At 59.0% G+C, this 26,735-nt stretch carries 25 protein-coding genes, 2 tRNA genes and 1 pseudogene; 22 read left to right on the plus strand and 6 right to left on the minus strand.

What is annotated here, in order from left to right; genetic code table 11:
• The first annotated feature begins 3 nt into the window (after positions 1–3).
• Positions 4–978 (plus strand): ABC transporter permease, encoded by a 975-nt coding sequence (locus OKB81_RS00640; RefSeq protein WP_010675385.1) that lies wholly within the window; start codon positions 4–6, stop codon positions 976–978.
• 3 nt (positions 979–981) lie between these two features.
• The gene (locus tag OKB81_RS00645) at positions 982–1,923 is read left to right on the plus strand and encodes an ABC transporter permease (protein ID WP_029314771.1); all 942 of its coding nucleotides are present in this window, start codon (positions 982–984) and stop codon (positions 1,921–1,923) included.
• 437 nt (positions 1,924–2,360) lie between these two features.
• On the opposite strand, the gene dxs is transcribed toward OKB81_RS00645, so the two are convergent.
• Genes dxs through xseB form a run of 3 tightly spaced genes read right to left on the minus strand, consistent with a single transcriptional unit; the run spans position 2,361 to position 5,390 of the window.
• On the minus strand, positions 2,361–4,226 hold the full coding sequence (dxs, locus tag OKB81_RS00650) for a 1-deoxy-D-xylulose-5-phosphate synthase (RefSeq protein WP_010675383.1): 1,866 nt from the start codon (positions 4,224–4,226) through the stop codon (positions 2,361–2,363).
• A 21-nt stretch (positions 4,227–4,247) separates the two neighbouring features.
• Positions 4,248–5,138, minus strand: coding sequence for a (2E,6E)-farnesyl diphosphate synthase (ispA, locus tag OKB81_RS00655; protein ID WP_160837299.1), 891 nt, complete (start codon positions 5,136–5,138; stop codon positions 4,248–4,250).
• Positions 5,139–5,390 (minus strand): exodeoxyribonuclease VII small subunit, encoded by a 252-nt coding sequence (xseB, locus tag OKB81_RS00660; protein WP_010675381.1) that lies wholly within the window; start codon positions 5,388–5,390, stop codon positions 5,139–5,141.
• Positions 5,391–5,624: 234 nt separating this feature from the next.
• Between xseB and pomA the strand changes: the two genes are divergently transcribed.
• From pomA to greA, 3 genes are all read left to right on the plus strand, one after another.
• Positions 5,625–6,383, plus strand: coding sequence for a flagellar motor protein PomA (pomA, locus tag OKB81_RS00665; RefSeq protein WP_029314770.1), 759 nt, complete (start codon positions 5,625–5,627; stop codon positions 6,381–6,383).
• 10 nt (positions 6,384–6,393) lie between these two features.
• The gene (locus OKB81_RS00670; RefSeq protein WP_042878323.1) at positions 6,394–7,287 is read left to right on the plus strand and encodes a flagellar motor protein MotB; all 894 of its coding nucleotides are present in this window, start codon (positions 6,394–6,396) and stop codon (positions 7,285–7,287) included.
• Between the two features lie 145 nt (positions 7,288–7,432).
• Positions 7,433–7,909: a transcription elongation factor GreA gene (gene greA / locus OKB81_RS00675; RefSeq protein WP_045525791.1), complete on the plus strand. Its 477-nt coding sequence runs from the start codon at positions 7,433–7,435 to the stop codon at positions 7,907–7,909.
• A gap of 47 nt (positions 7,910–7,956) precedes the next feature.
• Here greA and OKB81_RS00680 read toward each other — a convergent pair whose 3' ends face one another.
• Positions 7,957–8,550 carry a PilZ domain-containing protein gene (locus OKB81_RS00680; RefSeq protein WP_109112129.1) on the minus strand — a complete coding sequence of 198 codons (594 nt, stop codon included), beginning with the start codon at positions 8,548–8,550 and terminating at the stop codon, positions 7,957–7,959.
• Between the two features lie 105 nt (positions 8,551–8,655).
• Positions 8,656–8,952 carry a ribosome assembly RNA-binding protein YhbY gene (gene yhbY, locus OKB81_RS00685; RefSeq protein WP_010675376.1) on the minus strand — a complete coding sequence of 99 codons (297 nt, stop codon included), beginning with the start codon at positions 8,950–8,952 and terminating at the stop codon, positions 8,656–8,658.
• 97 nt (positions 8,953–9,049) lie between these two features.
• On the opposite strand from yhbY, the gene rlmE reads away from it, so the two are divergent.
• From rlmE to OKB81_RS00765, 16 genes and pseudogenes are all read left to right on the plus strand, one after another.
• Positions 9,050–9,679, plus strand: a complete 630-nt coding sequence (gene rlmE, locus OKB81_RS00690; protein ID WP_010675375.1) for a 23S rRNA (uridine(2552)-2'-O)-methyltransferase RlmE — start codon at positions 9,050–9,052, stop codon at positions 9,677–9,679.
• Positions 9,680–9,724: 45 nt separating this feature from the next.
• Positions 9,725–11,677, plus strand: a complete 1,953-nt coding sequence (gene ftsH / locus OKB81_RS00695) for an ATP-dependent zinc metalloprotease FtsH (protein WP_104455437.1) — start codon at positions 9,725–9,727, stop codon at positions 11,675–11,677.
• An 84-nt stretch (positions 11,678–11,761) separates the two neighbouring features.
• Entirely contained in the window at positions 11,762–12,607 is an 846-nt protein-coding gene (folP, locus tag OKB81_RS00700) for a dihydropteroate synthase (protein WP_113977507.1), read from the plus strand.
• 18 nt (positions 12,608–12,625) lie between these two features.
• Positions 12,626–13,960: a phosphoglucosamine mutase gene (gene glmM / locus OKB81_RS00705; protein WP_160837297.1), complete on the plus strand. Its 1,335-nt coding sequence runs from the start codon at positions 12,626–12,628 to the stop codon at positions 13,958–13,960.
• A 130-nt stretch (positions 13,961–14,090) separates the two neighbouring features.
• Positions 14,091–14,855, plus strand: a complete 765-nt coding sequence (gene tpiA / locus OKB81_RS00710) for a triose-phosphate isomerase (RefSeq protein WP_039040288.1) — start codon at positions 14,091–14,093, stop codon at positions 14,853–14,855.
• A complete protein-coding gene (gene secG / locus OKB81_RS00715; RefSeq protein WP_010633113.1) occupies positions 14,856–15,182 on the plus strand; it encodes a preprotein translocase subunit SecG in 327 nt (108 codons plus the stop codon). It begins immediately after the preceding gene.
• 7 nt (positions 15,183–15,189) lie between these two features.
• Positions 15,190–15,274 (plus strand) — tRNA-Leu (locus OKB81_RS00720).
• 91 nt (positions 15,275–15,365) lie between these two features.
• A tRNA-Met gene (locus OKB81_RS00725) sits at positions 15,366–15,442 on the plus strand.
• Positions 15,443–15,608: 166 nt separating this feature from the next.
• The gene (gene rimP, locus OKB81_RS00730; RefSeq protein WP_010675370.1) at positions 15,609–16,067 is read left to right on the plus strand and encodes a ribosome maturation factor RimP; all 459 of its coding nucleotides are present in this window, start codon (positions 15,609–15,611) and stop codon (positions 16,065–16,067) included.
• Between the two features lie 14 nt (positions 16,068–16,081).
• On the plus strand, positions 16,082–17,584 hold the full coding sequence (nusA, locus tag OKB81_RS00735) for a transcription termination factor NusA (RefSeq protein ID WP_039040286.1): 1,503 nt from the start codon (positions 16,082–16,084) through the stop codon (positions 17,582–17,584).
• A 20-nt stretch (positions 17,585–17,604) separates the two neighbouring features.
• Positions 17,605–20,307, plus strand: coding sequence for a translation initiation factor IF-2 (infB, locus tag OKB81_RS00740; RefSeq protein WP_270805091.1), 2,703 nt, complete (start codon positions 17,605–17,607; stop codon positions 20,305–20,307).
• Between the two features lie 55 nt (positions 20,308–20,362).
• Positions 20,363–20,797, plus strand: a complete 435-nt coding sequence (rbfA, locus tag OKB81_RS00745) for a 30S ribosome-binding factor RbfA (protein WP_010675366.1) — start codon at positions 20,363–20,365, stop codon at positions 20,795–20,797.
• Position 20,798: 1 nt separating this feature from the next.
• Positions 20,799–21,749 carry a tRNA pseudouridine(55) synthase TruB gene (truB, locus tag OKB81_RS00750; RefSeq protein ID WP_010675365.1) on the plus strand — a complete coding sequence of 317 codons (951 nt, stop codon included), beginning with the start codon at positions 20,799–20,801 and terminating at the stop codon, positions 21,747–21,749.
• Between the two features lie 135 nt (positions 21,750–21,884).
• Positions 21,885–22,154 (plus strand): 30S ribosomal protein S15, encoded by a 270-nt coding sequence (gene rpsO, locus OKB81_RS00755; RefSeq protein ID WP_010675364.1) that lies wholly within the window; start codon positions 21,885–21,887, stop codon positions 22,152–22,154.
• A 180-nt stretch (positions 22,155–22,334) separates the two neighbouring features.
• On the plus strand, positions 22,335–24,491 hold the full coding sequence (gene pnp / locus OKB81_RS00760) for a polyribonucleotide nucleotidyltransferase (protein WP_270661828.1): 2,157 nt from the start codon (positions 22,335–22,337) through the stop codon (positions 24,489–24,491).
• Positions 24,492–24,633: 142 nt separating this feature from the next.
• Positions 24,634–25,669 (plus strand): annotated as a pseudogene (locus tag OKB81_RS00765) (MFS transporter).
• Positions 25,670–25,672: 3 nt separating this feature from the next.
• Here OKB81_RS00765 and OKB81_RS00770 read toward each other — a convergent pair.
• The gene (locus tag OKB81_RS00770) at positions 25,673–26,026 is read right to left on the minus strand and encodes a DsrE/DsrF/TusD sulfur relay family protein (RefSeq protein WP_043153224.1); all 354 of its coding nucleotides are present in this window, start codon (positions 26,024–26,026) and stop codon (positions 25,673–25,675) included.
• A gap of 160 nt (positions 26,027–26,186) precedes the next feature.
• Between OKB81_RS00770 and OKB81_RS00775 the strand changes: the two genes are divergently transcribed.
• A complete protein-coding gene (locus tag OKB81_RS00775) occupies positions 26,187–26,594 on the plus strand; it encodes a DUF1090 domain-containing protein (protein ID WP_160837293.1) in 408 nt (135 codons plus the stop codon).
• Positions 26,595–26,735 lie beyond the last annotated feature (141 nt).

The following is a 26,735-nucleotide window of genomic DNA, read 5'->3' on the forward strand; positions in this document are numbered from 1 at the left end:
AGCATGTTTACATTCCTGCTGAAACGGTTCTATCAGGCCGTGATAGTGATGTTCGTCATCAGCCTGGTCGCCTTCTCCATCCAGGACAACCTGGGGGATCCGCTGCGCGAGCTGGTGGGACAATCCGTCTCCGAGTCCGTGCGCCAGGAGCTGCGCGACAAGATGGGACTCAATGATCCCTTCCTCGTGAAATACAGCCGCTTCTTGAAGAACGCGGTACACGGGGATCTGGGCACTTCCTATTTCTTCAAGCGACCAGCCCTCGAGGTTATCCTCGACAAGCTGGTGGCTACCCTTGAGCTGGTGTTTGCCGCCGCGCTCATCATCGTCGTGGTCTCCATTCCGCTGGGGGTTTATTCGGCGATAAGACCGCGCAGTTTCCTGACCAAGCTCATCATGGCGGTGAGCAGCATCGGCATCTCGATCCCGGTCTTCCTGACCGCCATCATGCTGATGTACCTCTTCTCCATCCAGCTGGGCTGGCTGCCGGCCTATGGCCGTGGCGAGACTTACAACCTGCTGGGCTGGGAGTCGGGATTCTTTACCTGGGACGGTATCCTGCACCTGGTGCTGCCTGCGGTCTCCCTCTCGTCCATCATGCTGCCGCTGTTCATCCGGCTGGTGCGCTCGGAGATGCTGGAGCAGCTCTCCTCCGAGTACGTCAAGTTTGCCCGTGCCAAGGGGCTGGACAACAACAAGGTCTACTACCAGCACGCCCTGAAGAACACCATGCTGCCGGTCATCACGGTGGGCGGTGTGCAGATCGGGACCATGGTGGCCTACACCATCCTGACCGAGAGCGTGTTCCAGTGGCCGGGGACCGGCTTCCTGTTCCTTGAGGCGATCCACCGGGTCGATACGCCGCTGATCACCGCCTACGTCATCTTCGTCGGCCTCATTTTCGTGGTGACCAATACCCTGGTCGACCTGCTCTACGGGTTGATCAACCCGACCGTCAACCTGACCGCCAAGGGGTAACAGATGACTAACGCTGTAACTGCAAGCCCAAGCCGTTGGGCACGCTTCAAAAATTCCGACATCGTCTACTACTTCCTGCGGGACAAGGTAGCCATGTTCAGCTTCGCGGTGTTTGTGGTCTTCGTGCTGGCGGCTCTGCTGGCACCCTGGATCGCACCGCACAACGTCTATGACCAGACCAGCTTCGATCTGATGGATGCGGAGCTGCCCCCCTCCTGGCTGGAAGGGGGCGAGGCCCGCTTCTGGCTCGGGACCGACAACCAGGGACGCGACATCTGGAGCACCATCCTCTATGGCGCCCGCATCTCGCTGACCATTGGTCTGTTCGCGGTGGGGCTGCAGCTGGTGCTCGGTATCGTCATCGGTCTGATGGCCGGTTACTTTGGTGGTCGCATCGACAACCTGCTGATGCGCTTTGCCGATGTGCAGCTGTCGTTCTCCACCATGATGGTGGCGATCATCATCTCCGCCATCTTCCAGGCGACCTTTGGCTCCGAGTTCTACTCGAAGTTCGCCATCCTGATGCTGGTGGTGATCATCGGTATCGCCGAGTGGCCCCAGTATGCCCGGACGGTACGCGCCTCCGTGCTGGCGGAGAAGAAGAAGGAGTATGTGGAAGCAGCTCAGGTGATGGGGTTCCGCGCCCCGCGCATCATGTTCCGCCATATTCTGCCGAACTGCCTGTCACCCATCCTGGTCATCTCCACCGTGCAGGTGGCGAACGCCATCATGAGCGAGGCGGCCCTCTCCTTCCTGGGCCTGGGGATGCCGGTTGATCAACCGTCCCTGGGGTCGCTCATCAGTGTGGGCTTCAACTACATCTTCTCCGGATCCTGGTGGATCACTGCCTTCCCGGGCCTCTGCCTGGTGGTGCTGGTGCTGGTGATCAACCTGCTGGGTGACTGGCTGCGGGATGTGTTCAACCCGAAGATCTACAAGGGCTGATAAACCTATCCACGAACTGGCTGCGAGGCCGTGATCAAGGTTCATGTGCTGCTCACTTATGTGGAATCAGGAGTGCTCATGTATGTCTCGGTTCCTGAGCGGCTTGTAACCTTGTTGACGGCCTTCTCGCGACAGTGTGTGAGCAGGGTTGGTCTGGCACAGTGAATAACAAAAAAAAGGCGCCATAAGGCGCAATGCTGTTCACTTAAGAGAATTTGAGTTCCAGTCCACGTAGTATCAGGACAAAAAAGCGAGGGAGGCATGATGCCTCCCTCTTTCTATTGCAAGCCCCGCTGGATAAAGACTGGAGGAAGATCGACTGGACACAGCCTTGCCCCCTCAACTCAAATCCAATTTATGAATAATCAGTCAAAAAAGTGCTTATCTGAACAGCATTGGCCATAAGGCGCCCTTTTTATTACTTGCAATAACCCTTGTCAGGCCTGCAGCCAGCTCTCGATGCGGGTCTGAATGCCCACGCTGTCCAGCCCCAGCAGGGCGTAGATCTCATCCTGGGTGCCCTGCTCGATGAAGCGATCCGGCAGGCCGAGGTTGAGCACCGGTTTGCACTGCTTGCAGCCCATCAGCAGCTCGTTCACCGCAGAGCCTGCACCGCCCATGATGGCGTTGTCCTCGAGGGTGACGAACTGATCGTGGGAGGCGGCCAGAGAGAGCACCAGCGCCTCGTCCATGGGTTTGACGAAGCGCATGTCCACCAGGGTGGCATCCAGCGCCTCTGCGGCTGCTCTGGCCTGTTGCAGCAGGGTGCCGAACGCCAGGATGGCGGTCCCCTTGCCCTCGCGAACGACACGTCCCTTGCCGAGGGGCAGGGCCTGCATCTCGCTCTCGGCCTGGATACCGGTGCCGCTACCACGGGGGTAGCGCACCGCCACTGGTCCGTTGCACAGATAGCCGGTGTAGAGCATCTGGCGGCACTCGTTCTCGTCGGACGGGGTCATCACCACCATGTTGGGCACGGTGCGCAGGAAGCTGATGTCGAACGCCCCCTGATGGGTCGGGCCGTCGGCCCCCACCAGACCGGCCCGGTCGATGGCGAAGAGCACCGGCAGGTTCTGCAGCGCCACGTCGTGGATCAGCTGGTCGTAGGCCCGCTGCAGGAAGCTCGAATAGATGGCGACCACGGGTTTCTGGTCGGCGATGGCGAGACCGGCGGCGAAGGTGACCGCATGTTGCTCGGCGATGGCCACGTCGAAGTAGCGATCCGGATATTGCTGGCTGAATTTCACCAGACCGGAGCCTTCGCGCATGGCGGGGGTGATACCGACCACGCGCTCATCCTTGGCGGCGATATCGCACAGCCACTGACCGAAGATGGCGGAGAAGGTGGGTTTGCCACCGGCGCTCTTGGGCAGGGCACAGTCATCCGGGTTGAATTTGGGGACGGCGTGATAGCCGATGGGATCTTTTTCCGCCGGCTCGTAGCCCTTGCCCTTCTTGGTCTTGACGTGCAGCAGCTGGGGACCCTTGAGGTTGCGCATGTTGCGCAGGGTTTCGACCAGGGCATGGATGTCGTGACCGTCGATGGGGCCGATGTAGTTGAAGCCGAACTCCTCGAACAGGGTGCCGGGCACCACCATGCCCTTGAGGTGCTCCTCGGCCCGCTTGGCGAGCTCCTTGACCGGCGGCAGACCCGCCAGCACCTTCTTGCCTCCCTCGCGAATGGTGGTGTAGAGCTTGCCGGACATCAGCCTGGCGAGGTGATTGTTCAGGGCTCCCACGTTCTCGGAGATGGACATCTCGTTGTCGTTGAGCACCACCAGCATGTCCTTGTGGACATCGCCGGCGTGATTGAGGGCCTCGAAGGCCATGCCGGCGGTGATGGCGCCATCACCGATGACCGCGACCACCTTGCGGCCAAGCCCTTCGCTCTCGGCCGCCACCGCCATGCCGAGCGCTGCCCCGATGGAGGTGCTGGAGTGGCCCACGCTGAGCACGTCGTACTCGCTCTCTTCCCGCCAGGGGAAGGGGTGCAGGCCATCTTTCTGGCGAATGGTGTGAATGCGCTCCCGTCGTCCGGTCAGGATCTTGTGGGGATAGGCCTGGTGGCCTACGTCCCACACCAGCCGATCGAAGGGGGTGTTGTAGACATAGTGCAGGGCAACCGTCAGCTCGACGGTGCCAAGGCCGGAGGCGAAGTGGCCGCTGGAGCGGCTCACCGAGCGCAGCAGATACTCGCGCAGCTCGTTGCACACCACGGGCAGCCGCTCGAAGGGGAGGGATCGCAAATCGACCGGCGTGTCTGCGAGGGCCAGGTTGGGGAAATCGCTAATATCAACGCTCATATTGTTACTGTTATCCAGCGTTTAGTGGGTTCGCTCGATGATGTAATCGGCAAACGCTTCCAGAATGTCGGTATTGTAGGGCAAGGATTGCAGGGCTGTTAAGGCCTTGTCATGCAGTTCGCGAGCCAGCTCACGGGCATTGTCGAGTCCGAGCAGGGCCGGATAGGTACTCTTTTCCAGCGCCAGATCCGAGCCTTGCGGCTTGCCCAGGGTGGCAGTATCGCCCGTGATGTCGAGGATGTCGTCCTGCACCTGGAAGGCGAGTCCGATGGCGGCGGCATAGGTTTGCAGGGCGGTGAGGGTGGCGGGGTCCACGTCAGCCTTGCACAGGGCGCCGAGGGTCACGGCGCACTCGATGAGGGCCCCGGTCTTGTGGCGGTGCACCTGCTCCAGCTCGGCGAGGCTGATCCGGCGCCCTTCGGCGTCCAGATCCAGTGCCTGACCGCCGCACATGCCGAGATAGCCGGACGCGCGGGCCAGGGCACTCAGCATCCGCACCCGGTTGGCCATCAATGTATCGGGCATGGGGTGGTCGGCCAGAATGGAAAACGCCAGGGTCTGCAGGGCATCGCCCGCCAGGATGGCTGTGCCTTCATCGAAGGCCTTGTGTACGGTGGGCTGACCACGACGCAGGTCGTCGTCGTCCATGGCGGGCAAGTCGTCGTGCAGGAGGGAGTATGCGTGAATGCACTCCACGGCGGCGGCGGGGCCATCCAGCAGTTCGCTCTTGACGCCCAGCATCTCGCCAACGGCATAGACCAGGAAGGGGCGCACCCGTTTTCCACCGAGCAGCAGGCCGTATTTCATCGCGTCCCGCAAACGTGGCGCCATGGCGGGCAGGGCGTCAAGCTGTGCCGAGAGGCAATCGTCGATGCGGCGCCGATGCAGGCGGGAGAAATCGTCCAGGGTCACTCACTCCTCTCCTTGTTCTGCTCGAAAGGGGACCGCTTGCTCGCTGCCATCGGCCTGGGTCAGGAGGATCTGGATCTTCTGTTCGGCCTGTTCCAGCTTCTGCTGGCCGGCACGCACCAGATGGATGCCCTGTTCGAATTGTTTGAGTGCCTCCTCGAGGGGGAGCGAGCCCTGTTCGAGTTGATGCACTATGGTTTCCAGCTCTTCCAGGGTGGCATCAAAACTCAGACGGTCGATTTTTTTACTGGCCATGTCCATCCTCGGGGATTGAAAAAAACGGCTCATCTTAACATCGACCGGCCACAGGGGGGAGGCAGAAAAACGCGGCGTCCTCAAACTATCCTGACCCTGGCCGATAAGAACGGGCATGCAACCACGCATTGCCGATCGGCGATTGCGGTGTACCGGGCTTGCTGCCGGGGACGCAATAGCAGAAAATTCAACGCAATATAATTAGACGGCACGTTCGGCGACAGGAGTAGGGATGTGGATTTAGGGAGTCTGATAGGCTTAGTGCTGGGGTTCGGGGTCGTGGTGTACGGCATGTTGCTGGGCGGCCCCATGAGCATGTATGTGGACATGCCATCGGTCTACATCACCATACTGGGGTCCGTGTTCATCTGCATGATGAAATTCAACCTCGGCCAGTTTCTGATGGCCTTCAAGGTCGCGGGCAAGGCCTTCATGTACAAGGGGGACAAGCTCGACGATCTCATCACCAAGGCGGTGGAACTGGCGGATGCGGCCCGCAAGGGGGGCTTTCTGGCTCTGGAGGCGGCGGAGATCCCCAATACCTTCATGAAGAAGGGCATCGACATGCTGGTGGACGGCCATGATGCCGACGTGGTGCGTGCGGTGATGGAGAAGGACATCGAACTGACGTCCGAGCGTCACGCCACGGCCATCAAGGTGTTCCGCTCCCTGGGGGATCTCGGTCCGGCCATGGGCATGATCGGTACCCTGGTGGGGTTGGTGGCCATGCTGGCCAACATGAGCGACCCCAAATCCATCGGTCCGGCCATGGCGGTGGCCTTGCTGACGACCCTGTATGGCGCCATCGAGGCCAACATGATTGCCATCCCCATCGCGGACAAGCTGGAACTGCGCAGTGGCGAGGAACAGTTGAGTCGCACCCTGATCCTCGACGCCATCATGGGGATCCAGGATGGACAGAACCCGAGGGTGATCCAGGCCATGTTGCAGAACTACCTGAATCAGTCCAAACGCAACAACGGGACCGAATAGGAGCGCACAGATGGCAAAGTGCAAGTGCCCGCCTCCCGGATTGCCCGGTTACATGGGAACCTTCGCGGATCTCATGTCTCTGCTGATGTGCTTCTTCGTGCTCTTGCTCTCCTTTGCCGAGATGGATGTGCAGAAGTTCAAGCAGATCGCCGGTTCCATGGAGAAGGCGTTCGGGGTGCAGAACATCCTGGAGGTCAAGGATATCCCCAAGGGAACCTCGGTCATCGCCCAGGAGTTTCGTCCTGGTCGCCCCGAGCCGACCCCTATTGACACCATCATGCAGCAGACCATCGACATGACCCAGACCGAGCTGGATTTCCAGCCTGGGGATGCGGACAAGGCGGGTGGACATGACAAGACCGAAGGCCAGCAGAGCGGTGGCGATACCGCCCAGGAGGCCCAGAAGGCGCAGGAACAGTCCAACACCCTGGCCAAGGCACTGGCGGAGCAGATGCAGGCCCAGATCCAGGATGGGGCCATCGAGATAGAGGCGCTGGGTCAGCAGATCATCATTCGCATTCGCGAGAAAGCGGCGTTCCCGGCGGGATCCGCCTTCCTGCAACCCCAGTTCTGGCCGGTGATCCGCAAGGTGGCTGCGCTGCTCAAGGATGTGCCGGGGGAGATCACCGTCTCCGGCCACACCGACAATGTGGCCACCGAGGACGAGTTGTTTCAGTCCAACTGGGAGCTTTCATCCCAGCGGGCGGTGGCGGTTGCCCACCAGATGATCAAGGTGCCCGGTTTTGACGGCAATCGTCTGGTGGTGCAAGGGATGGCGGATTCCCAGCCGCTGGTGCCCAACAACAGCCCGGAGAATCGGCGCATGAACCGACGTGTCGAGATCGCCATCATGCAGGGCAAACCGACGGTGTCGGCTCCGCTTGGCGTCTCGGAATCCAAGTAACGCTGGCCCAAAGCGGGATCCCGCTCGCAGGGGCTGACATGGATTTTGTGGCGGCTTCATATTAAGATGCCCCATCCGAACCGACAGCTGCGGCTCTCTTTTGATTGCCGCAGCTTCTCTTTATAAAGCAACCCAGGTTTCGACTATGAATCATACTCCGATGACTGTTCGCGGCGCTGAAAAGCTGCGTCAAGAGCTCGATTATCTCAAGACCGAGCTGCGTCCCCAGATTATCGAAGCGATTGCTGATGCCCGTGAACATGGCGATCTGAAAGAAAATGCCGAATACCATGCCGCCCGCGAGCAGCAGGGTTTCTGTGAAGGCCGCATTCAGGAAATCGAAGGCAAGCTCTCCAATGCCCAGATTATCGATGTCACCAAGATTGCCAACAATGGCCGTGTCATCTTCGGCGCAACCGTGACCCTGCTCAAAAGTGAAACGGAAGAGGAAGTGATCTACCGCATCGTGGGAGACGACGAGGCGGACATCAAGCAGAACATGATTTCCGTGAACTCCCCCATTGCCCGAGCCCTGATCGGCAAGGAAGTGGATGACGTTGCCATCGTCAAGACGCCGGGTGGCGATGTGGAGTACGAGATCCTGGAAGTTGCCTATCTCTGATTGAACGTCGGGGAAAGAGACAGGGGAGCCGGGCTCCCCTGTTGTCTTTAGTCACCCTGATAGGCCTGGACGAAGGCGTCCTGGTGGCGCTGGAAGAGCCAGTCCCGCAATTGTTCCTGATCCTCCTTGCCCAGCCGGAACTGGACGGCCCAGTCATGGCGATGTGGATTGGCATCCACGTGCCTGACGAGGGTGCCTGTCATGGCCAAGGGAGGGAGATCCTCGATGCGAAGGTATCCGCCAAGTGGATCTCCCTTGGCAAAGGCGTCCGGCAAGCCGGCCACGATGAGACCTCCAAGGGAGAGGCTGTATACCTCGTACTCCGCGTCTTCGGTGCAAAGCACGGCCTTTTCGTCGAGTCGCCAGGCGCGCAGATGGGGCGAACCCAGCTCGGTAATGGTCGGCGCGGCGATGCGCAGCTCGGCGTGGCCCTCCTCTGCCTGGGTGCAGTGGAGCGGGAAACGCAATTGGTAGCCGGCGATGCGGGCTTCGAGTGTCAGGGGCTTGGCTCGCTGCAACAGGCTTTGGAGAGGAAGGGGCAGGGTGCCGCGTAGGTATTGGCTGGTGGCAATGTCTTCATCGTTTCCCAGGTCCCGCAGCATGGCCAGTTCTTCATCGGTGAGGAGCTGATGCTTGTCCATAGTGGGTGTCCACGGCTATTCATCGCAGGTTAAGGGCCTGGCAACTATTTTGGCAAGCGACTTGGGAAGAAGGGAAATGAAGGAAAGAGCGAATGCTCTTTCCTGTTACTTGCGCGGCAACTGGATCTTGGGCTCTTTGGCCTGACGGTAGATGGTCAGTACATGGCCCATGCTCTGTACCTTGATGGCGCCGGTCTCGCGAACGATGGCATCCATCACCAGCTGTTTCATCTCACGATCTTCAGACGCAACCTTAACCTTGATCAGCTCGTGGTGGTTCAGCGCCAGATCGATCTCGGCCAGCACCCCTTCGGTCAGACCGTGTTGTCCCAGCAGGACGACCGGCTTCAGACTGTGGGCCAGGCCCTTGAGGTACTGTTTCTGTTTATTGTTGAGAATCATGGCAATTTCTTCATAAGTCAGGGTTGAAAGGGGCGTATTCTACCCCCACTTAGCCCTTAATACTAATAACCCTTGTGGTTTTTTAAAGTCGACAATCATGACCCAGAAAAAACGTTCCCCCAGTTCAACCCGCTGGTTAAAAGAACATTTCGACGACCAATACGTCAAGAAAGCCCAGAAGTTGGGACTGCGCTCTCGCGCCGTTTTCAAGATCGACGAGATCCAGGGCAAAGACCGGCTGCTCAAGCCGGGGATGACGGTAGTGGACCTGGGGGCTGCTCCCGGTGGCTGGTCCCAATTTGCTATCGACCAGGTCGGTGACAAGGGGCGCGTCATTGCGTGTGATATTTTGCCGATGGATTCCATTGCCGGTGTCGATTTCCTGCAAGGGGACTTTCGGGAGGAAACTGTACTCGGCGCCTTGCTGGAGCGAGTCGGCCCCGATAAGGTGGATGTCGTCATGTCCGACATGGCGCCCAACATGAGCGGTACCCAGCAGGTGGATCAAGCCCGTGCCATGTACCTGGTGGAACTGGCGCTGGACATGTGCAATCAGGTCCTTAGCAGTAATGGCAGTTTTGTAGTCAAGGTGTTCCAGGGGGAGGGGTTTGATGCCTATCTCAATGAAATACGTAGACTTTTCTCTGTCGTCAAGATTCGAAAACCAGACTCGTCCCGTGCCCGTTCACGAGAAGTCTACATTGTGGCTACCGGTTTTAAACTGTAGTACCCTAACCCTCATCGTTAACTGTCAGTCTGCGAGGTCATTGATTTGAGTGACATGGCGAAAAACCTAATCCTGTGGCTGGTCATCGCCGTCGTGCTGATGTCGGTGTTCAATAGCTTCAGCCCCAGCGATACCACCAGTCGCCAGCTGGACTATTCCAGCTTCGTGAAAGAAGTGACCCAGGAGCAGATCCGTGAAGTGCGGATGGATGGCAAGGTCATCAATGGCGTCAAGCGCACCGGTGAACGTTTCACCACCATCATTCCTGCGCCGGATCCCCAACTGCTCAACGACATGCTCAACCATAACGTCAAAGTGATGGGTGAGAAGCCGGAAGAACCATCTCTGATCACGTCCATCTTCATCTCCTGGTTCCCGATGCTGTTGCTGATCGGTGTCTGGGTCTTCTTCATGCGTCAGATGCAGGGCGGCGGCGGCAAGGGTGCCATGTCGTTCGGCAAGAGCAAGGCTCGCCTGATGAGCGAAGATCAGATCAAAACTACCTTTGCCGACGTAGCCGGTTGTGACGAGGCAAAGGAAGAGGTCAAGGAGCTGGTCGACTATCTGCGTGACCCGACCAAATTCCAGAAGCTGGGTGGCAAGATCCCGACCGGCGTCCTGTTGGTAGGTCCTCCCGGTACCGGTAAGACCCTGCTGGCCAAAGCCATTGCAGGCGAGGCCAAGGTGCCGTTCTTCACCATTTCAGGTTCGGACTTCGTGGAAATGTTCGTGGGTGTCGGTGCCTCCCGGGTGCGTGACATGTTCGAACAGGCCAAGAAATCCTCCCCCTGCATCATCTTCATTGATGAGATCGATGCGGTCGGTCGCCAGCGTGGCGCCGGTCTGGGTGGTGGTCACGACGAACGTGAGCAGACCCTGAACCAGATGCTGGTTGAAATGGATGGTTTTGAAGGCAATGAAGGCATCATCGTCATCGCCGCCACCAACCGTCCCGACGTACTGGATCCTGCGCTGCTGCGTCCAGGTCGTTTCGACCGCCAGGTCGTGGTCGGCTTGCCGGATGTTCGCGGTCGTGAGCAGATCCTGAAAGTGCACATGCGCAAGGTACCGCTGGCGGATGACGTCAATCCGGCGCTGATTGCCCGTGGTACCCCTGGTTTCTCCGGTGCCGATCTGGCCAACCTGGTGAACGAGGCTGCCCTCTTCTCTGCTCGCGAGAGCCGCCGAGTGGTCTCCATGCTGGAGTTCGAAAAGGCGAAGGACAAGATCATGATGGGGGCGGAACGTCGCTCCATGGTGATGAAAGAGTCCGAGAAGGAGATGACGGCCTATCATGAAGCGGGTCACGCCATCATTGGTCGCGTGGTGCCGGATCATGACCCTGTCTACAAGGTCTCCATCATTCCGCGCGGCCGTGCGCTGGGTGTGACCATGTACCTGCCGGAACAGGACCGCTGGAGCCACTCCAAGCAGCATCTGGAGTCCATGATCTCCAGCCTGTATGGCGGTCGTCTGGCGGAAGAGCTGATCTACGGTGCCGAGAAGGTATCGACCGGTGCATCCAACGACATCGAACGTGCCACCGACATCGCCCGCAAGATGGTGACCCAGTGGGGCATGTCCGAGCGTCTCGGCCCCATGCTTTACGCAGAAGAGGACGGTGAAGTCTTCCTCGGCCGCAGCATGGCCAAGGCCAAGCACATGTCTGACGATACCGCCCGCATCATCGATGCAGAGGTCAAGCAGGTCATCGATCGCAACTACGATCGTGCCAAGCAGATCCTGCTGGACAACATGGATGTGCTGCACACCATGAAAGATGCATTGATGAAGTACGAGACCATCGATGCCAAGCAGATCGATGATCTGATGGCGCGTCGCGAGGTCCGTGCTCCCAGCAACTGGCATGATGAGCACGGTGACACCCCGCAAGGTGGTGCCAGCGTGAACAACGAGCCGGAGGCCAAGGCGCCGGCTGAAGAGGGCAGTGCACCTCTGAGTGACATCGACAAGGCGAACGATGTCCCGGCCAAATAAGTTGTCATGATACAAACCCCGGGCTTGCCCGGGGTTTTTCTTTGCACGAAGAGTTTGCCGCTCTTGTTGGAGGTAGTTGAAGCAATGCAGTTAATCAGCAAGGGACGTACCCTTTCTCTCGACCGTCCCCATGTCATGGGCATTCTCAATGTGACGCCGGACTCCTTTTCAGATGGTGGCCGCTTCAAGCAGATCGATCTGGCGTTGGGTCATGCCCGCGACATGGTGGCCGATGGGGCCACCCTTATCGATATAGGTGGCGAGTCGACCCGCCCGGGCGCCCCCGACGTGAGCGAGCAGGAGGAGCTGGACAGGGTCATCCCCGTGGTGGAGCGCATGGTCTCCGAGCTGGATGTGATGATCTCCCTCGATACCTCCAAGGCTATTGTCATGCGGGAGGGTTGTGCTGCAGGTGGTCACCTCATCAATGATGTCCGCGCTCTGCAAGAGCCGGGAGCGCTGGGCGCGGCGGCCGAGGCTGGCGTACCGGTATGCCTCATGCACATGCAGGGGCAGCCCCGTACCATGCAGGTGGAGCCGCACTATGACGATTTGCTGGGGGAGGTGAGAGCCTTCTTTGACGAGCGGATTGCCGCTTGTCTGGGGGCCGGTATCCCGCGTGAGCATCTGGTACTGGATCCAGGCTATGGCTTTGGCAAGACGCTGGCGCACAACTATCAGCTGCTGGCACAGCAGGCGTCACTGCTCGATTACCAACTTCCGCTCTTGGTGGGCATGTCACGAAAGTCTATGATAGGCAACCTGCTTGACCGCCCGGTAGCCGAGCGGTTGGCTGGTAGTCTGGCCTGTGCCCTGATCGGGTTGCAACATGGCGCCAGGATCATCCGGGTGCACGACGTGCGGGCCACCATGGATGTCTTGCGTACAGGCTGGATGACCATGACGGGACAAGATTTCATATCCAAATAGAAAAACGAGAAACAGACAATGACCAGAAAGTACTTCGGCACCGACGGCGTGCGCGGCAAGGTGGGTGAATACCCGATCACCCCGGATTTCGTCATGAAACTGGGCTGGGCCGCCGGCAAGGTGCTCTCCAAGAAAGGGACCAAGAAGGTGCTGATCGGCAAGGATACCCGTATCTCCGGTTACATGCTGGAGTCGGCACTGGAGGCGGGGCTCTCCGCCGCCGGTCTCAAAGCCATATTGATGGGACCCATGCCCACCCCGGCGGTTGCCTACCTGACTCGCACCTTCCGTGCCGAAGCCGGCATCGTCATCAGTGCATCCCACAACCCCTATTACGACAACGGTATCAAGTTCTTCTCCGCCGACGGCACTAAGCTACCCGATGATGTCGAGCTGGCCATCGAAGCCGAGCTCGACAACGAACTCAAGTGTGTAGAGTCCGCGGAGCTTGGCAAGGCGCTGCGCATCGATGATGCGGCCGGTCGTTACATCGAATTCTGCAAGAGCACCTTCCCCTCCAATCTGAGCCTGGAAGGGCTGAGAATGGTGGTGGATTGCGGTCATGGCGCCACCTATCACATCGCCCCTTCCGTCTTCCGCGAGCTGGGTGCCGAAGTCATCGCCATCGGCTGCAGCCCGGATGGGCTCAACATCAATGACGGCGTCGGTTCCACCGCACCGGAGGCGCTGGCCGCCAAGGTCCAGGAGTGCAAAGCCGATCTCGGCGTCGCTTTCGATGGTGACGGCGACCGTCTGGTGATGGTGGACAGCACAGGTTACATCATCGACGGGGATGAGATCCTCTACATCATCGCCCGGGATGCCCTGCGCCATGGCCGCCTCAAGGGCGGTGTTGTGGGCACCCTGATGGCCAACATGGGACTGGAGCTGGCACTTCAGACCCTGGGCATCCCCTTTGCCCGTGCCAAGGTGGGTGACCGCTACGTGCTTGAGATGATGAACGAGAAGGGCTGGCGCATCGGGGGCGAAAACTCCGGTCACATCATCTGCCTGGATCAGACCACCACGGGGGATGGTATCGTCGCCGCCCTGCAGGTGCTGATGGCCATGCGCAGTGCCGAGATGCCGCTGGCCAAATTGCGTTCGGGCATGAGCAAGTTCCCGCAAGTACTGGTCAATGTGCGCTTCGCCGAAGGCAAGGATCCGCTGACCTCCAGTGTCGTTCAGCAGGAAGTGGCGGCAGTGGAGCAGGAACTGGCCGGCCGTGGCCGGGTGCTGTTGCGCAAATCTGGCACCGAGCCCCTGATCCGGGTCATGGTCGAAGGTGAATACGAACAGCAGGTGCGCGATATGGCAGAGCGCATCGCCAAACAGGTCGAATCGGCGTTTTAATGAACAACCAGGCGGCTTTTTAGTCGCCTTGGTTGTATCTTGTTCAAACGATTAGAAAATTTGAAAATAGCACTTGTCAGCTGAGCATCCTCTGGATATTATCAGCTCCGCTTTCGCAAGGGAGTTGCCGATGGGACATCGCAAGCCGTTTGTAGCAGCCAACTGGAAGTTACACGGTAGTAGGTCGCAGTTAGAGCAGTTTACGAGTCAGTGCACAGAGTGCATTGATGAAGACGTAGATGTGGTCTTGTGTCCATCCCATGTGCATCTCGGTTTCACGGCCGAACTGCTCGGTGAGCAGGGGAGGGTGAAGTTGGGGGCTCAGAACGTGAGCCAGCACAGGCAAGGCGCTTATACGGGTGAAATCTCGTGTGAGATGCTGGTCGAGGCAGGTTGCCGATATGTACTTGTTGGCCACTCCGAGCGCAGGCGTCTCTTTGGTGAGACCAGTTTCATCGTCGCAGAGAAGTTTGCGGCAGTCAGAGCAGCAGGTCTGATACCCATACTTTGTCTGGGTGAGTCAGGAGCGGCGAGGCAGGCAAGACGAACCTTTGAGGTGATTGCTGAGGAACTGGATATCGTCATAGAGAAAAATGGCGCGATGGCTTTCGATAATGCTATCATCGCCTACGAGCCAATCTGGGCTGTAGGTACAGGTAAATGCGCCACACCCGAGCAGGCACAAGAGGTTCATTCCTTTATTCGCGGTCGCTTGGCGGAGGATACTCCGGTAATAGGTGAGAAAGTTAGAATCATCTATGGTGGGAGCGTGACACCGGCCAATGCACAAGATTTGTTTGCGCAGCCCGATATTGATGGCGGTCTGATAGGCAGAGCAAGTCTTGATGGCGAGGCGTTTTTAGGAATAGTTGAAGCGGCAAAGGGTGCAAGTTAAATGTACGAGATTCTTTTGGTCGTTTATCTTCTGGTATCGCTGGCTCTGATTGGTCTGGTGATGATTCAGCAAGGTAAAGGCGCTGATATGGGCGCCTCCTTCGGCGCAGGGGCATCGAATACTGTATTCGGCTCCGGTGGTTCAGGCAGCTTCCTGACCCGCACAACAGCGATTTTGGCTACTCTGTTTTTCTTGATTAGTCTGGTTCTGGGTTCCATGTCCAGCAACAAGGTCAAACAGGGTAGTGAATGGGAAAATCTGCAACAGACTCAACAAGTTGAGCAGAGCAAAGCGCCAGTGAAGAAAGATACTGACGTTCCCGAATAAGAGTTTTGCCGTGGTGGTGGAATTGGTAGACACGCTATCTTGAGGGGGTAGTGCTCTAGGGTGTGCGGGTTCGAGTCCCGCCCACGGCACCAATTAAGTAGTGAACCCGGGTAACCGGGATGTTATAGCCGCTGAGTCTTGTCTCACGAGAGTGAAGTGGCTATAATCTCGCACGATTTCGGACGCGGGGTGGAGCAGCATGGTAGCTCGTCGGGCTCATAACCCGAAGGTCGTCGGTTCAAATCCGGCCCCCGCAACCAAATTTCACGCATTTCCTACGCTCAGGAAGGCGGTCGCTGCGAGGCGACAATCAGGGTAAAGCGCCAAGCCCCGATTTGACATCGGGGCTTTTTGTTATGTGCAATTTACTCTGAATCTATTTCTATCTGGGCTATATGCCCTTTTTTCGTTTTTCGGAGGGTGACTTTGGCTACGTTGGAACAACGTTTGACCGATCTGCTCGAGGCTCCGGTCGTTGCCTTGGGTTTTGAACTGTGGGGTATCGAGTTTATCCGTGCGGGTAAGCACTCGACCTTGCGCGTTTTCATCGACTCGGAGCAAGGCGTGACGGTGGAAGACTGTGCCGAGGTGAGCCGCCAGGTCGGCGCCATCATGGATGTCGAAGATCCCATCACCGAGGAGTACTACCTTGAGGTGTCTTCCCCGGGTTTGGATCGTCCACTGTTCAAGGTCGCCCAGTTCGAAAAATACGTTGGCCAGGAGGCGGCGGTAACGCTTCGGATGGCAACAAACAACCGCCGCAAGTTCAAAGGCGTAATCAAAGCCGTGCAGGGGGACATGATCACTCTGACGGTAGATGGTAAGGACGAGGTGTTGGCTTTCACCAATATCCAAAAAGCGAACATAGTGCCGAACTTTGGTTAACGAGGCTATCGGATATGAATAAAGAGATTTTGCTGGTCGTTGACGCTGTGTCCAACGAGAAGGCTGTCCCCCGCGAGAAGATTTTCCAGGCTCTGGAGACTGCGCTGGCGACTGCGACCAAGAAAAAATACGAAGGCGAGATTGAAGTGCGTGTCGAGATCGATCGCAAGACCGGTGACTATGACACCTATCGCCGTTGGGTCGTGGTGGCCGATCAGGCTTCCATGGAGAACCCGTACGGGGAAATCACTCTCGAAGCCGCTCAGATCGAGCAGCCGGATATCCAGATCGGCGACTATGTTGAAGACCAGATTGACTCTGTGACCTTCGACCGTATCACCACCCAGACCGCCAAGCAGGTCATCGTGCAGAAAGTGCGCGAGGCTGAGCGTTCCCAGGTCGTTGACCAGTTCAAGGACAAGGAAGGCACCATCATCAGCGGCGTGGTCAAGAAGAGCAACCGCGACAACGTGATCCTGGATCTGGGCAGCAATGCCGAAGCCGTGATCTTCCGTGACGACATGCTGCCCCGTGAGACCTTCCGTCCCGGCGACCGTATCCGTGGCCTGCTCTACGCCGTGCGTCCGGAAGCCCGTGGTTCCCAGCTGTTCGTCAGCCGCTCCAGCCCGGACTTCCTGAAAGAGCTGTTCCGCATCGAAGTGCCGGAAATCGGCGAAGAGATGATCGAAATCATGGGCGCCGCCCGTGATCCGGGTTCCCGCGCCAAGATCGCGGTCAAGACCAACGATCGTCGTATCGACCCGATCGGTGCCTGTATCGGCATGCGTGGTGCCCGCGTTCAGGCCGTCTCCGCCGAGCTGAGCGGTGAGCGTGCCGACATCGTGCTGTACGATGACAACCCGGCCCAATACGTGATCAACGCCATGGCGCCAGCCGATGTGGCTTCCATCATCGTTGATGAAGACAACCACACCATGGACATCGCCGTGGAAGCCGCCAACCTGGCCCAGGCCATCGGCCGCAACGGTCAGAACGTGCGTCTGGCCTCCCAGCTGACCGGTTGGGAACTGAACGTGATGACCGTCGAGGACATGCGTGCCAAGCACCAGGCCGAGAACGACCGCATCCTGACGCTGTTCACCAGCACCCTAGATATCGACGACGATTTCGCCGGCCTGCTGATGGAAGAGGGCTTCTCCACTCTGGAAGAGATCGCCTTCGTCCCGGTCAACGAGCTGCTGGCCATCGACGGTCTGGATGAAGACATGGTCGAAGAGCTGCGCAAGCGTGCCAAGGATGCCCTGACCACCAAGGCCCTGGCCAAAGAAGAATCCTTTGAAGGCGTCGAGCCTTCCGAAGAACTGCTCAATCTCTCCGGCCTCGGTCGTGAAATGGCCTATGCCCTGGCCGCTCGCGGTGTCGGCACCCTGGAAGATTTGGCAGAGCAAGGTATCGATGACCTTGCCGACATCGAAGAGTTGACCGCCGAGAAGGCTGGTGAGCTCATTATGGCTGCTCGCAATATCTGTTGGTTCGGAGAAGAGCAGTCTGAATAAGGTCAAACGGAGGAAAATGAATGGCAGAAGTATCAGTTAAGCAACTTGCCACTGACATCGACACGCCGGTTGATCGTCTTCTCCAGCAGTTTGTCGATGCCGGCATCGTGAAGAGCAAGGCCGACGACATGGTCAGCGAGTCTGAGAAACAGACTCTGCTGGCACATCTGAAGAAACAGCATGGAGGTGACGAGGTCACCGCACCTGCTCGCATGACCTTGCAGCGCAAGACCAAGAGCACTCTGAGTGTTCAGGGGACTGGTGGCAAGAACAAGGAAGTGCAGGTAGAAGTGCGCAAGTCTCGCACCTATGTAAGACGCTCGGCGCTGGAAGATGAACAGCGCCAGGCGGAAGCCGAGGAAACAGCGCGTTTGGAAGCAGAAGAAAAAGCTCGTCGCGAGGCCGAAGAGAAGGCCCGCCTCGACGCTGAAGAGAAGGCTCGCCGTGAGGCTGAGCAGGCTCGTCGTGAAGCTGAGGAAAAGGCGCGGATCGAGGCACAACAGAAGGCTCGACAGGCTCAACAGCCCGCCAAAGCAGCCGGTAGCACAGCTCAGCAAGAGGCAGAAAAGATGGCCAAGCGCGAAGCAGAAGAACTGAAGCGCCAACAGGAACAGACAGCTTTGCAAAAAGCTGAAGAACTCGCCGCGAAGAAAGCCGAAGAGGCTCGCATCATGGTGGAACAGAATGCGGCCCGCTGGGCTGAAGAAGAAGCGGCTCGCGCCAAAGAGAGCAGCGATTACCATCTGACCACCAACAAGCACGCGCAAGCGGCCGAAGATGAGTTGGATCGTAAGGAAGAGACCAGCCGTCGCACGGCTGCCGCTGCCAAGGCGCCGAAGAAAGTCGGCCGTCGCGAAGACGACCGCAATGACCGCAACTCCCGCGATCCGCGTGCCCGCAAAGGCAAGCGTGGCAAGATGGCCATGCCGAACGCCATGAAACACGGCTTCAACAAGCCGGCTGCCGTGGTCAACCGTGACGTCGTCATCGGCGAGACCATCACAGTGGCGGAGCTCGCCAACAAGATGGCCGTCAAGGGCGTTGAAGTCATCAAGGTGATGATGAAGATGGGTGCCATGGCCACCATCAACCAGGTGATCGACCAGGAGACCGCTCAGCTGGTCGCCGAGGAGATGGGTCACAAGGTAGTGCTGCGCCGTGAGAACGAGCTGGAAGAGGCGGTACTGTCCGATCGTGACGAGACCTCCGAAGCCAAGCCGCGTGCGCCGGTCGTGACCATCATGGGTCACGTCGACCACGGCAAGACCTCGCTGCTGGACTACATCCGTAAAGCCAAGGTCGCGGCGGGCGAAGCCGGTGGCATTACCCAGCACATCGGTGCGTACCACGTCCAGACCGACAGCGGGATGATCACCTTCCTGGATACCCCGGGTCACGCGGCGTTTACCTCCATGCGTGCTCGTGGTGCCAAGGCGACCGACATCGTTGTTCTGGTTGTTGCAGCTGACGACGGTGTGATGCCGCAAACCATCGAAGCTATCCAGCACGCCAAGGCGGCCGGTGTGCCGCTGGTTGTTGCGGTGAACAAGATCGACAAGCCTGAAGCGGATCCGGATCGCGTCAAGACCGAGCTGGCCCGTTACAACGTCATGTCCGAAGACTGGGGTGGCGATTGCCAGTTCGTGCACGTCTCCGCCAAGTCTGGCGAAGGCATCGACGACCTGCTGGAAGCCATCCTGATCCAGGCCGAAGTCCTGGAGCTGAAAGCGGTGGTTGACGGCATGGCCAACGGCGTCGTGATCGAATCCTTCCTGGATAAAGGTCGTGGTCCGGTTGCCACCGTGCTGGTACAGGAAGGTACTCTGCGTCAGGGCGACATCGTTCTGTGTGGTCTCGAATACGGCCGGGTTCGCGCCATGCGTGACGAACTGGGTCGCGAGATCAAGGAAGCAGGTCCCTCTCTGCCAGTGGAAATCCTCGGCCTGTCCGGCGTTCCCTCTGCCGGTGACGAAGCCACGGTCGTGCGTGACGAGAAGAAAGCCCGTGAAGTGGCGCTCTACCGTCAGGGCAAGTTCCGCGAAGTCAAGCTGGCCCGCCAGCAGAAGGCCAAGCTGGAAAACATGTTTGCCAACATGACCGAGGGCGAAGTGTCCGAAGTGAACGTGGTGATCAAGGCCGATGTACAAGGCTCTGTGGAAGCGATCTGCGATGCGCTGGTCAAACTCTCCACCGACGAAGTGAAGGTGAAGATCGTGGGTTCCGGCGTAGGTGGCATCACCGAAACCGACGCGACCCTGGCCGCGGCTTCCAGCGCCATCCTGGTGGGCTTCAACGTCCGTGCCGACGCTTCTGCGCGCAAGGTCATCGAATCCGAGAGCCTGGATCTGCGTTACTACTCCGTCATCTATGACCTGATCGACGAAGTGAAGCAGGCCATGAGCGGCAAGCTGGCTCCTGAGTATCGTCAGGAGATCATCGGTCTGGCTGAAGTGCGTAGCGTCTTCAAGTCGCCGAAGTTCGGCGCCGTTGCTGGCTGTATGGTCACCGAAGGTGTGGTCAAGCGTTCCAACCGCATTCGCGTTCTGCGTGACAACGTGGTTATCTATGAAGGCGAGCTGGAATCCCTGCGCCGCTTCAAGGATGACGTCAACGAAGTTCGCAACGGCTACGAGTGTGGTATCGCGGTCAAGAACTACAACGACGTGCGCGAAGGCGACCAGATCGAGGTGTACGAGACCGTTGAAATCCAACGGACTCTGTAAGCCGAGAGTTAGACAAAATAGGGGGCCGCGGCCCCCTTTTATCGCAGGATAGAATATGGCCAGAGAATTCAGCCGGACCCGTCGGGTCGGACAGCAGATCCAGCGTGAAATCGCGCTGATCCTGCAGCGCGAGGTGAAAGACCCGCGCATCGGCATGGTGACCGTCTCCGACGTGGAGGTCTCCAAGGACCTCAACTATGCCAAGGTTTATGTCACCTTCTTGCAACTGGAGAATGACGCCGAGCGCATCAAGGAAGGGCTCAAGGGCCTGACCGAGGCTGCCGGTTACATCCGCAGCCTGCTGGGTAGCGCCATGCGTCTGCGGGTGGTGCCCGAGCTGCGTTTCTACTACGACCAGACCCTGGTCGAGGGGATGCGCCTCTCCAACCTGGTGACCAACACTGTGCGTGAAGACAAGCGTCGCATGACTGAAGCCGGTCGTGACGAAGAGCAATCCGCACCGGATGACACGACTGAGGATAACGCCTGAGATGTCTCGTAGACGTCGTTTCAAAGGCCGTGACGTACACGGCATCCTGCTGCTGGACAAACCGACCGGCCTGACTTCCAACGATGTGTTGCAGAAGGTCAAGCGGATCTACAACGCCGCCAAGGCTGGCCATACCGGCGCCCTGGACCCCCTGGCCACCGGCATGTTGCCGATCTGCCTCGGGGAGGCCACCAAGTTCTCCCAGTATCTGCTGGAAGCGGACAAGCGCTATGAGGTGACCGCCAAGCTGGGCGAGCGCACCAATACCAGCGACTCCGACGGCGAGGTGGTTTCCACCCGCCCGGTGAACGTGGCGGTGGGCACCCTGATCGAGGCGCTGGACCAGTTCCGCGGCCCCATAATGCAGGTGCCGTCCATGTACTCCGCCCTCAAGCACAACGGCCGCCCGCTCTACGAATATGCCCGTGAAGGGATCGAGATCGAGCGGGAAGCCCGTCCCATCACCATCTTCGAACTCAAGCTGCTCGGCTTCGAGGGGGACGAGGTGAAGCTGGAAGTGCATTGCAGCAAGGGTACCTATATCCGCTCCCTGGTGGACGATCTGGGGGAAGTGCTGGGCTGTGGCGCTCACGTCACCCAGCTGCGTCGCACCCAGGTGGCGAGCTACCCCTACGAGCGGATGCTGACCCTGGAGCAGCTCGAGTGTATCTTCGAGCAGGCCAAGGCCGAAAGCATTCCGCCACGGGAGCAGCTGGATCCCCTGTTGCTGCCGATGGACACCGCCGTGGCCTCTCTGCCCGAGGTGAACATGCTGGTCGCCGTGGCCGCCTATGTGAACCAGGGTCAGGCCGTGCAGGTCGCAGGTAGCCCCCAAAGCGGCCAGGTCCGCATGACGGTTGGCCCGGAGCGCGAATTCATCGGGGTTGGCGAGATCGATGACGAGGGGCGCGTGGCGCCCAAGCGTCTTGTTCGCTACCACGACGAGGAGTGATCCTCAGGCGGTATCGGTCTGTCACGCGTCTTTCCCGTTGCGAAAAGGGGCGGGGACGATTATGATACCGCCCTCATTTCACGGCTGAATTAGAGATTGGCTGTGAACCTTTAAACACTCTACTGGAGTAATACCATGTCTCTAAATGCTGAGATCAAAGCTCAAATCGTTGCCGACAACGCTCGTGGCGCCAACGACACCGGTTCCCCCGAAGTGCAAGTTGCCCTGCTGACTGCCCAGATCAACCATCTGCAAGGTCACTTCAAGGAGCACGCCAAGGATCACCACGGTCGTCGCGGTCTGCTGCGCATGGTTTCCCAGCGTCGTAAGCTGCTGGACTACCTGAAGCGTAAAGACGTTCAGCGTTACGCTGCTCTGATCGCCAAGCTGGGTCTGCGTCGTTAATCGACCATCAGATTTCGCAAAAAAGGGGAACCGCGAGGTTCCCCTTTTTTATTGCCCGTTTCAAACAGGATGCAGGCCGTTGCCTGCCTCACAGAATTGACGTCCGCGCTTACCTTTTGATGCGAATCAAGTATACTTGCACGCGAATTTAAAGCGCCAAATTGTTAAAAGGAAATTCACGTGAATCCTATTGTAAAGTCATTCCAGTACGGTCAACACACCGTCACACTGGAAACCGGTGTGATGGCCCGTCAAGCCACTGCGGCCGTCATGGTCAGCATGGACGATACCTGTGTCTTCGTGACTGTCGTTGGCAAGAAAGAGGCCGATCACGGCCGTGATTTCTTCCCGCTGACCGTCAACTATCAGGAGCGTACCTATGCTGCTGGTCGTATCCCGGGTGGTTTCTTCCGTCGTGAAGGCCGTCCGAGCGAGGGTGAGACCCTCATCTCCCGTCTGATCGACCGTCCCATCCGTCCGCTGTTCCCGGAAGGCTTCCTCAATGAGGTTCAGGTGGTTGCCACCGTCATGTCCGTGAACCCGGCCGTTTCTCCCGACATCGTTGCCATGATCGGTGCCTCCGCGGCCCTGGCCATCTCCGGTATCCCGTTCGGCGGCCCGATCGGTGCAGCCCGCGTGGGTTACATGAACGGCCAGTACGTGCTGAACCCGACCACCACCGAACTGCCCCAGAGCGATCTGGATCTGGTGGTTGCCGGTACTGCCAATGCGGTGCTGATGGTGGAATCCGAAGCGGCCATCCTCTCCGAAGAGGTGATGCTGGGCGCCGTGGTCTACGGTCACGAGCAGATGCAGACCGTGATCAACGCCATCAATGAATTCGCTGCCGACGTCGGTACCAAGCCCTGGGACTGGACCCCGCCTGCCGTCAACGAAGCGCTGAAAGCCAAAGTTGCCGAACTGGCCACAGCTGAACTGGGTGAAGCCTACCGTATCACCGAGAAGGCTGTTCGTTACGAAACCATCGCTGCCATCAAGGGCCGCGTGGTCGAGCAAGTCATCGCATCCGGCGTGGAAGAAGATGCCAAGAAGATCGGCGAAGAGTTCCACAGCCTGGAGAGCCGCATCGTCCGTGGTCGCGTCGTACGTGGTGAGCCGCGTATCGACGGTCGCGATCCGGAAATGATCCGCGCCCTCTCTGTCGGTACCGGCATCCTGCCCCGTGCCCACGGTTCTGCCCTGTTCACACGTGGTGAAACCCAGGCCATCGTGGTCGCCACGCTGGGTACCGAGCGTGACGCCCAGAACATCGACGAGCTGACCGGCAATCGCGCCGATCGCTTCATGCTGCACTACAACTTCCCGCCCTACTGCGTCGGCGAGACCGGCATGATGGGCAGCCCGAAGCGTCGTGAGATCGGTCACGGCCGTCTGGCCAAGCGCGGCGTTGCTGCCGTGATGCCGAGCGCCGCCGAGTTCCCGTACGTGGTGCGCGTGGTCTCTGAAATCACCGAATCCAACGGCTCCTCCTCCATGGCGTCTGTCTGTGGTTCCTCCCTGGCGCTGATGGATGCCGGTGTGCCGATCAAGGCCTCCGTTGCCGGTATCGCCATGGGTCTGGTGAAGGAAGAAGAAGGTTTCGTCGTGCTGTCCGACATCCTGGGTGACGAAGATCACCTGGGCGACATGGACTTCAAGGTAGCCGGTACCAGCGAAGGTGTGACCGCGCTGCAGATGGACATCAAGATCGAAGGCATCACCAAAGAGATCATGGAGATTGCGCTGAAGCAAGCTCGTGGCGCTCGTCTGCACATCCTGAAAGTGATGGACGAAGCTATCCAGGCTCCCCGTGCCCAGATCTCCGATTTCGCACCGCGCATCCACACCATCAAGATCAATCCTGAGAAGATCAAGGACGTGATCGGCAAGGGTGGTTCCGTGATCCGTGCACTGACCGAAGAGACCGGCACCAACATCGAGCTGGATGATGACGGTACCGTTCGCATCTCCGCCGTGGCCAACGAAGCCGCCATGGAAGCGATCCGCCGCATCGAGGCCATCACCGCCGAGATCGAAGTGAACCGCATCTACGAAGGCAAGGTCGTGCGCCTGGCTGACTTCGGCGCCTTCGTCAACATCCTGCCGGGTAAAGACGGTCTGGTGCACATCTCCCAGATCACCGATGCCCGCGTGCAGAACGTGGCCGACTTCCTGAAAATCGGTGACGTGGTGAAGGTGAAGGTACTGGAAGTGGACCGTCAGGGCCGTGTACGTCTCTCCATCAAGGAAGCGAACGCACCGACCGAAGCGGCTGCTGCTCCTGCTGCTCCTGCTGCTCCTGCTGCCGTTGCCGTCGAAGAGCCGGCTGCCGAATAAGGCTGCCGTATGTGAAAGAGCCGACCCTTGGGTCGGCTTTTTTGTGCCTGTCGCCCGGCATGGCGCAGATTGTCTCCTTGTTCCTTTTGGCGCCCCTTGATATAAGGGACGACCCCGCTTCGTTGGCAAAAGGAATTGCAGCATGTCATGGGCCTACCTCAGGCAGTTTCCTTCCCTGGTCTGGATCGTCATCCTGGGCACTTTCATGGTGCGTACCACCTTCTTCATGGTCTGGCCCTTTCTCTCGATCCTGCTCTACCGTGACTACGGACTTTCGGCGACCCTGATAGGCCTGATCCTGGGGGCCACGGCGGCGCTTTCCACTCTTGTCAGCTTCTATGGCGGCTGGCTCTCGGACAAATGGGGGCGGCGCAACATCCTGCTGTTCGGCTGCCTGGTTTCCGCCGCCAGTGTGGCCCTGCTCGGCCTCTCCCATCAGGTGGGCTGGCTGGCACTCGGAGTGATCGGCAGCGGACTCTCCTACGGACTCATCGACTCACCGGGCAAGGCACTGATGGCCGACAATCTGGCCGAGCCCAAAGCCCGTGAGCTGGCGCTGCACCTGCGTTATTTCCTGCTCAACCTGGGGGCGGCCATCGGTCCTCTGCTCGGCGTCACCTATGGCCTGAGCGCGCGTCAGGAGACCTTCCTGTTGCTCAGTGCCAGCTATCTGCTGCTTGGCATCGTCTTTGTCATCGGGTTCAGGCTGGCAGGTTGCCACACCAGCCAGGCGGCCGGGCCCGGCATGCGCGCCGTGCTGCGGGTGCTCTGGCAAGACAGGGGGTTTCTGCTGCTGATCATGGCCAATCTGCTGCTGATGCTGGTCTATGCCCAGTTCGAGTCGCCCCTCATCCAGTATCTGACCCGCGCGGGGACGCCGGAGGTGGAGCGGCTCATCGGCTGGCTGGTGACGACCAACGCGCTGACCATAGTGATGCTGCAGTTCCCCCTGCTGCACCTGACTGCCCGCTGGTCATTTGAAGGGGAGCTATTTCGGGGCGGCCTCCATCTCCGGACTCGGGGTGGCCATGGGGGCCTTGCTGGGAGGCTAGGTGCTGGCCCACTGGGGCGGGAGCTGGCTTTATGCCCTGATGGCGCTGCTCTGCCTGGTGATCCTGATGCTCTATGGTCTGAGTACCCGGACCTCGCGCACTGCGCTGGTCCGGGCCGGGCCCTGACGGCTAGAAGGTCAGCACCTTGTCGGCGGCCAGAGTCCATTGAGCCAGCAAGGGGAGGGTGCCTATCTCTATGCCCTCGACAAGGGGCAGCGGGGTGATGCCGCGCGCATCGGTGCAGCTCTTGCAAAGCCGGATCCGGGTGCCCTGAGCCAGCAGTATCTCCAGCATCTGGCGCAGGTTGTAGCCCTCGGCCGGAGCCTGCCCGGCCAGAGCCGCAGTGACGGCATCCGACATCAGGAAGAGGTTGAGGTCTACCTTCGCCTCCTCTTTGAGGGCGATGCCGAGGCGCAGAGCATTGAACAGGGACTCGCTGCCATAGGGGGCGCCGTTGGCAATGATGAGAATGTGTTGGGTCATGTGGCTCTCCTGATTGAAAGGGCCATTGTAGCTTTGGCGAAAGCGGCCCGGCATGATGCAGAGCACACTCTGTCGTAGCCCGGCCCCGTGTGTCTTGACCTCACACAGGGAGTCAGGTCTCATGGACGGCCATCCAGTATGACAGAACAAAGAGGTTGTTATGTGGAAGATCGCCGGAATAGGCTTATTGTTGTTGGCCGGACAAGCCTATGGTAGTGAAAACATCGGCTGCAAGGCCAGACAGCAGGCCGTGACGGATCAGCTTGCGTTCGCCAGGGCGCACAACAACCAGGAGCAGGTAGCCGGCCTTGAGCGGGCACTGCGCAACCTGGAGGCCCATTGTACCGATGCTGGGCTCCTTGAGGAGCAGCAACGCAAGGTGGTCAAGCAGAGGGAAGAAGTGGAAGAGCGGCTGGCCGAGTTGCAGAGCGCACGGGTATCGGGCAAGCCGGACAAGATTGCCAAGAAGCAGTCCAAGCTGGAGGAGTCCCAGGCCGAGTTGCTGGAAGCCCAGCGCGAACTCGAAGCGCTGCAAAAACTGGTCATACCAATCAGATTAAAGATGTGATCTAATTGCTCTATTCTGGTTTCACTGTACTCAGTATGTCCGATCCAATCGATTTCTTGGCCCTTGCGTATTCCGGTGAAGTTGAACAGCCATTCCGGCCAACGTGAACACCCTGATCCTTAACGCGCTCACGTCATCTCG

The organism is Aeromonas sp. QDB56, from assembly GCF_027705505.1.
GTDB classification, from domain to species: domain Bacteria; phylum Pseudomonadota; class Gammaproteobacteria; order Enterobacterales; family Aeromonadaceae; genus Aeromonas; species Aeromonas caviae.